At 53.8% G+C, this 7,165-nt stretch carries 4 protein-coding genes; 2 read left to right on the forward strand and 2 right to left on the reverse strand.

Features of this window, described 5'->3' with window-relative positions:
• Nucleotides 1-60: 60 nt before the first annotated feature.
• Nucleotides 61-1,197 (forward strand): 23S rRNA (guanine(1835)-N(2))-methyltransferase RlmG, encoded by a 1,137-nt coding sequence (rlmG, locus tag ACLJPQ_RS18575; RefSeq protein ID WP_000019989.1) that lies wholly within the window; start codon nucleotides 61-63, stop codon nucleotides 1,195-1,197.
• Between the two features lie 80 nt (nucleotides 1,198-1,277).
• On the opposite strand, the gene ACLJPQ_RS18580 is transcribed toward rlmG, so the two are convergent.
• Nucleotides 1,278-3,296: an NADPH-dependent 2,4-dienoyl-CoA reductase gene (locus ACLJPQ_RS18580; protein WP_000121525.1), complete on the reverse strand. Its 2,019-nt coding sequence runs from the start codon at nucleotides 3,294-3,296 to the stop codon at nucleotides 1,278-1,280.
• A gap of 170 nt (nucleotides 3,297-3,466) precedes the next feature.
• Nucleotides 3,467-4,846: a putrescine aminotransferase gene (gene ygjG, locus ACLJPQ_RS18585; RefSeq protein ID WP_001520281.1), complete on the reverse strand. Its 1,380-nt coding sequence runs from the start codon at nucleotides 4,844-4,846 to the stop codon at nucleotides 3,467-3,469.
• A gap of 429 nt (nucleotides 4,847-5,275) precedes the next feature.
• Between ygjG and ACLJPQ_RS18590 the strand changes: the two genes are divergently transcribed.
• Nucleotides 5,276-6,796, forward strand: a complete 1,521-nt coding sequence (locus tag ACLJPQ_RS18590) for a PAS domain-containing methyl-accepting chemotaxis protein (RefSeq protein ID WP_000094645.1) — start codon at nucleotides 5,276-5,278, stop codon at nucleotides 6,794-6,796.
• The last annotated feature ends 369 nt before the right edge of the window (nucleotides 6,797-7,165 follow it).

The following is a 7,165-nucleotide window of genomic DNA, read 5'->3' on the forward strand; positions in this document are numbered from 1 at the left end:
GTGTATACTCACGCACCCTTTTCAGGGATAACGCCGCAATTTTACCATTCAGGAGGCCTAATGAGCCACGTAGACGACGGTTTCCGTTCACTGACGCTGAAACGTTTTCCGCAAACGGATGATGTTAACCCGCTTCTGGCGTGGGAGGCGGCCGATGAGTATCTGCTGCAACAGTTGGATGAGACGGAAATTCGCGGCCCGGTGCTGATCCTGAATGATACGTTTGGCGCGCTAAGCTGTGCGCTGGCGGAGCATTCGCCATACAGTATTGGCGATTCGTATTTAAGCGAACTGGGTACGCGAGAGAATTTACGCCATAACGGCATCGCGGAGTCCAGCGTAACGTTTCTCGACAGTACCGCTGACTACCCGCAGGCGCCGGGCGTGGTATTGATTAAGGTACCGAAAACGCTGGCGTTGCTGGAACAGCAGTTACGCGCTTTGCGTAAGGTCGTTACGGCGCAAACGCGTATTATCGCCGGCGCGAAAGCGCGAGATATTCATACCTCTACGCTGGAACTGTTTGAAAAAGTGCTGGGCCCAACCACGACGACGCTGGCGTGGAAGAAAGCGCGCCTGATTAACTGTACCTTCAGTCATCCGCAACTGGCCGACGCGCCGCAAACGCTAAGCTGGAAACTGGAAGATACAGGCTGGACGATTCACAACCACGCGAATGTGTTTTCTCGTACCGGATTGGATATCGGCGCGCGCTTCTTTATGCAGCATTTGCCGGAAAACCTCGACGGGGAGATTGTCGATCTCGGCTGCGGCAATGGGGTGATTGGCCTGAGCTTACTGGCGAAAAATCCGCAGGCGAACGTGGTATTTGTCGATGAATCGCCGATGGCGGTAGATTCCAGCCGTTTGAATGTAGAAACGAACCTGCCGGAAGCGTTCGAGCGCTGCGAATTTATGATCAACAACGCGCTCTCCGGCGTGGAGCCGTTCCGTTTTAACGCTGTGTTCTGCAACCCGCCGTTCCACCAGAAACATGCGCTGACGGATAATATCGCCTGGGAGATGTTCCATCATGCCCGCCGCTGCCTGAAAATCAACGGCGAACTGTATATTGTGGCGAACCGCCATCTGGACTATTTCCACAAGCTGAAGAAGATTTTCGGTAATTGCGCGACGATAGCAACCAACAATAAGTTTGTTATTTTGAAAGCGGTGAAGCAGGGACGCCGTCGATAAGGCGCTCAAGCGTCATACCGGCCTATAAAACCGGTATGACGGCGTAAGCCCGATAAGCGCTGCGCCATCAGGCAAAGTCGTTAAATCTCCAGCGCCAGTCGGGTGCCCTGGGCAATCGCCCGTCGGGCATCCAGCTCCATCGCGACATCGCATCCGCCGATAAGATGTACCGTTTTACCTGCGGCGCGTAACGGGTCCGCCAGCTCGCGGCGGGGTTCTTGTCCGGCGCAGATCACCACATGATCCACTTCCAGCAACTGCGGTTCGCCGCCGATCAAGAGATGTAATCCGTCGTCGTCGATCTTCTGGTAACTGACCGCCGGGATCATCTTCACGCCGCGCGCCAGTAACGTCGCGCGATGGATCCAGCCGGTGGTTTTACCTAACCCTTCGCCCGGCTTGCTGGCTTTGCGTTGCAGCATGACGATTTGCCGTGGACTACGTGCCAGGCGCGGGCCTTCCGGGCGCAGACCGCCTGCCTGTTGCAGGCTGGTATCAATTCCCCATTCCGTACAAAATTCAGCAATATTTTGGCTGGTGGATTCGCCGTGCTGGCTCAGATACATGGCCGTGTCAAAACCGATCCCGCCGCAGCCGATGATCGCCACTCGCTTACCAACCGGCGCTTTATCGCGCAATACCTCCAGGTAGGTCAATACTTTTGGATGATCGATACCGTCTATCGGCGGGCGTCGCGGTACTATTCCGCAGGCGAGGATCGCTTCGTCAAACGGCTGAAGATCCTCTGCGTTCACCCGTTGGTTCAGTTTCAGCGTAACGCCAGTAACATCGATCATTCGACGGTAGTAGCGCAGCGTTTCGTAAAACTCCTCTTTACCCGGGATCTGCCTGGCGATAGTAAACTGACCGCCAATTTCACTCTGGGCGTCAAACAGCGTGACATGATGGCCGCGCGACGCGGCGTTAATCGCGAAAGCCAGCCCCGCCGGGCCTGCGCCGACAACGGCCAGGTTCTTTTTGCGTATGACCGGCGTTATCGGCATGTGGGTTTCGTGACAGGCGCGTGGGTTCACCAGACAGGAGGTCACTTTGCCGATGAAGATCCGATCCAGACAGGCCTGATTACAGCCGATACAGGTGTTGATCTCATCTGCGCGTCCGGATTGCGCTTTAGTCAGGAATTCGGCATCGGCAAGGAAGGGACGCGCCATCGACACCATATCGGCATCGCCGCGCGTCAGGATCGTCTCGGCGACCTGCGGATCGTTAATGCGATTGGTCGCGATCAGCGGAACCGACACATGACCTTTGAGTTTCCGCGTCACCCAGCTAAAGGCGCCACGCGGTACTGGCGTGGCGATGGTCGGGATTCGCGCCTCATGCCAGCCAATGCCGGTATTAATTAGGCTTGCGCCTGCGGCTTCAATGGCTTGCGCCAGTTGTACCGTTTCGTCGAACGTGCCGCCATTTTCCACCAGATCGAGCATCGACAGGCGATAGATAATAATAAAGTCGTTCCCTACCCGCTGGCGTACCGCGCGTACTACCTCAACCGCGAAGCGCATACGGCTGGCATAGTCGCCGCCCCATTCGTCATCGCGATGGTTAGTTCGCCGCGTGAGAAATTCATTAATCAGATAGCCCTCTGATCCCATCACCTCTACGCCGTCGTAGCCTGCTTCCCGCGCCAGTTGCGCGCAATGCGCGAAGTCGTCGATTAACTGCAAGATTTCATCATGCGTCAGTTCATGCGGCATAAAGCGGTTGATTGGCGCCTGAATTGCCGACGGCGCGACCAGGTGCGGCTGATAGCTGTAACGTCCGGTGTGCAGAATTTGCAGCGCGATTTTACCGCCTTGCGCATGTACGGCATCAGTCACCACGCGGTGAGGCGTTAACTGGCTGGCATCGTTCAGCATCGCGCCGCCGGTCATCACGACCCCGGAGGGAACGGGCGCAATACCGCCGGTGACGATTAACGCTACGCCGTGTCGCGCGCGCTCGGCATAAAATGCCGCCAGGCGCTCGGCGCCATCAGGATGTTCTTCCAAACCCGTGTGCATCGATCCCATCAGCACACGGTTTCTGAGAGTAGTAAAGCCCAGATCGAGCGGGGCGAACAGCGACGGGTAGCTCATAAGCATATCCAGTATGTAAAATTATTGTTATGTGGTCGGATGAGTTACTACTGTAGCCGTCGCGAGGTAAAAGGGAAAAGGGGAATGTGGTGATTGTGATGGGATTCAAAAAAGAGGCCGCGACCCGGGGAAAACAGGCCGGATAAGCATAGCGCCATCCGGCATCGTTTTTAAACCTCTTCAACGCTCACCTGCATCGCCGCCAGCGCATTACGCGCTGATTTCAATACCTGTTCGCACAGTTCAATGGTTAGCGTGAGCGGTGGCTCGATACGAATTGTTTTCGCATTATTCAGCGTACCAGCGACCAGCACGCGTTGACGGAACATCTCACTGGCAAAACGGTAGCCCGTTTCGTTGTCAACAAATTCAATGGCCATCAACATACCTTTGCCGCGCGCATCGTGTACCAGATTGGGATATTCACGCGCAAGTTGTCGAAAACCATCCAGGAGCGTATCGCCTTTTTGTTCCGCCTGGGCCGGGAGATTTTGCTCCAGCAGGACGTTAATGGTCGCCAGCGCGGCAGCACAAGCCAGCGGATTACCGCCAAAAGTGGTGGTATGCAGGAAGGGGTTGTCGAACAGAACCGAAAACACCTCTTCAGTCGCGATGGTGGCGCCAATCGGCATCACGCCGCCGCCCAGGGCTTTCGCCAGACACAGAATATCAGGCTGCACATTTTCGTGCTCACAGGCAAACATCTTGCCGGTACGCCCCATGCCGGTTTGTACTTCATCCAGAATCATCAGCGCGCCGAATTCGTCACAGAGCTTACGTACCTCTGTCAGGTATCCCTGCGGCGGCAGGATCACGCCGCCTTCACCCTGAATAGGCTCCAGAATCACGGCTGCTATCTCGTCGCCCGTTTTTTTGCCTTCGCTAAATGCCATGCTCATCGCGTCGATATTGCCAAACGGCACATGGCGGAAGCCCGGCAGTAAAGGCATAAAGGGTCTGCGGAAGGTGGATTTGGCCGTGGCGGAGAGCGCGCCCAATGATTTGCCGTGAAATGCGCCGCTGGTGGCGATAAAGGTAAACTTGCCGCGCGGCGACTGATACGCTTTTGCCAGTTTTAGCGCCGCTTCGACGGATTCGGTGCCGCTGTTACAGAAAAAGCTGTACTTGAGTTTCCCCGGTGTCAGAGCCGCCAGCGTTTTTGCCAGCATCGCCCGCAAGGGATCAAGTAACTCCTGGCTGTGGAGAGGTTGTTTTGCGAGTTGATTCTGGACGGCGGATACCACAACAGGATTACGGTGCCCCACGTTAAAGATGCCAAACCCCCCAAGACAGTCGATAAACTCCTGCCCCTGAGTGTCGACAAGCGTATTCAAACTGCCCGCTTGCCACTCTACGGCTCCGTAATCCCCGCCGGCGGTAACAGATTTCCGGTATTCCAGAAATCCTGGATTTACATGCTCTTTAAAGTAGTCAATGACCTCTCGGTTTAGTGCTTTCATTTCCTCATGGTTTAGCGTTCGCTTCTCGATGAGATTCAGTGCGTGCGCGCTACAGGCCAAAGCCGATGCGCTGGAAGGTAACCTGTTCAAAATGAGCTCCAGAGGGCCGTGTATCACATGATACTGAATTAAGTATTGCAGGGATTAGCGGGGGTCTAAGCCCATAGTGAAAATCGGGATAAACACCAAGAATAATCACATTTACACAACATTTAATGTCATGTGTTAACAATTGGATGCATTTTGAGCAGATCTTGTTTTATGGTTTACGGTGTGTTGCGGTAGCAGCGGCGTGAGAAAAAGGTGAGCCAGGGCAGATTTTAAAGAAAAAGGTTGTCTACGCTAAACAATTTCATAATGAAAATAAGGCGCAGGATGAGGTGAAAATCGTACAAATATTAAGGATTAATCGCAAATTGCGATCCAGAGCAATTTTAACAACTAAAGATAAATAGATTAGCGCCGAAATAACATCTGAGCGAAAAATTAACATCCAGATAACCTGCACAGGACGCTATCATGTCTTCTCATCCCTACGTCAGCCAGCTAAATACCCCGCTGGATGATGATACCACTCTGATGTCTACGACCGACCTGGAAAGCTATATCACTCACGCCAATGACACTTTTGTCCAGGTGAGCGGCTATCAGTTAAACGAGTTACTGGCGCAGCCACATAATCTGGTGCGTCATCCGGATATGCCGAAAGCTGCCTTCGCAGATATGTGGTACACCCTAAAACAGGGCGAACCGTGGAGCGGCATTGTGAAAAACCGGCGTAAAAACGGCGACCATTATTGGGTGAGGGCCAACGCGGTACCGATGATACGTGAAGGGCGTGTGACGGGATATATGTCGATCCGTACCCGCGCCACGGATGATGAGATTGCCGCCGTCGAGCCTTTATATCAGGCGCTAAATGAAGGGCGGTGTAGTAAACGTATTCATAAAGGCCTGGTGGTTCGTCAGGGCTTGCTGGGCAAACTACCCGCTATGCCTGTTCGCTGGCGAGTGCGTAGCATTATGGGGCTAATGGCCGTAATGCTGGCGTTGGCGCTGTTCGGTACGGATGCGTCATGGCAGGCGTTGCTGTTGGGCGCGTTGGCGATGCTGGCAGGTACGGCGCTATTTGAATGGCAAATTGTGCGTCCCATTGAAAATGTGGCGACGCAGGCGCTGAAAGTGGCGACCGGCGAACGCAACAGCGTACAACATCTTAATCGTAGCGATGAGTTGGGGCTGACGCTGAGGGCCGTGGGGCAGCTTGGCTTGATGTGCCGCTGGCTGATCAATGACGTATCAAGTCAGGTTTCCAGCGTCAGAAACGGCAGTGAAAGGCTGGCGAAGGGTAACAATGATCTGAACGAACACACCCGTCAGACCGTGGAGAATGTTCAGGAAACGGTAACGACCATGAACCAGATGGCGGAGTCCGTGAAGCTCAATTCCGAGACGGCTTCCGCTGCGGATAAGCTTTCCATGGCGGCCAGTAGCGCGGCGACTCAGGGAGGTGAGGCGATGGATACGGTGATTAAAACGATGGATGATATCGCTCACAGTACGCAACGTATCGGGACGATCACCACGCTAATTAACGATATCGCTTTTCAGACGAATATCCTGGCGCTGAATGCGGCGGTAGAAGCGGCGAGAGCGGGCGAGCAGGGGAAAGGGTTTGCCGTGGTTGCTGGCGAGGTACGCCATCTTGCCAGCCGCAGCGCTAATGCGGCGAACGATATTCGTAAATTAATTGACGCCAGCGCAACAAAGGTGCAGTCAGGCTCCGAGCAGGTTCACGCCGCAGGCCGTACCATGGATGACATTGTAGCTCAGGTGCAAAATGTCACCCTGCTTATCGCACGGATCAGCCAGTCGACGCAGGAACAGACAGATGGGCTTTCCAGCCTGACTCGCGCCGTGGACGAGTTGAACCGCATAACCCAGAAAAATGCGGCGCTGGTGGAAGAGAGCGCACAAGTCTCCGCGATGGTAAAACACCGTGCCAGCCGGCTGGAGGATGCGGTCACGGTACTGCATTAAGTTTATTTGTAGGTAGCAACGGTAATGACATCCGCCTGGTAGCAATAAGCTTACCGGGCGGATGTGCTCTGATAGAAGGCGGTGCCTGCCATCATAGAGAGTACCAGTGGCCTGTGATGTTAAAAATAATGTGATATTTATTCCTTCTCCCTTGCCTACCTATTAATAGGTATAAACGCAGTTAATAAATAAGAAATGGTTAACCTTTTAGCGTATTTCTTTCATTATTAGTGCCAATTTATGTCACTTTTGGTTCATCTTTCTGTGAACAATAAATATTACTTACTAATAATGGGTGATGCTGCCAACTTACTGATTTAGTGTATGATGGTGTTTTTGAGGTGCTCCAGTGGCTTCTGTTTCTATCAG

The sequence above is a fragment of the Salmonella sp. SAL04213 genome (assembly GCF_046550535.1).
GTDB lineage: Bacteria > Pseudomonadota > Gammaproteobacteria > Enterobacterales > Enterobacteriaceae > Salmonella > Salmonella enterica.

Bases quoted from the DNA above. Each gene is read 5' to 3' on its own strand.
- ACLJPQ_RS18580 (WP_000121525.1), bottom strand. From the start codon at position 3,296: ATGAGCTACCCGTCGCTGTTCGCCCCGCTCGATCTGGGCTTTACTACT.
- rlmG (WP_000019989.1), top strand. From the start codon at position 61: ATGAGCCACGTAGACGACGGTTTCCGTTCACTGACGCTGAAACGTTTT.
- ACLJPQ_RS18590 (WP_000094645.1), top strand. From the start codon at position 5,276: ATGTCTTCTCATCCCTACGTCAGCCAGCTAAATACCCCGCTGGATGAT.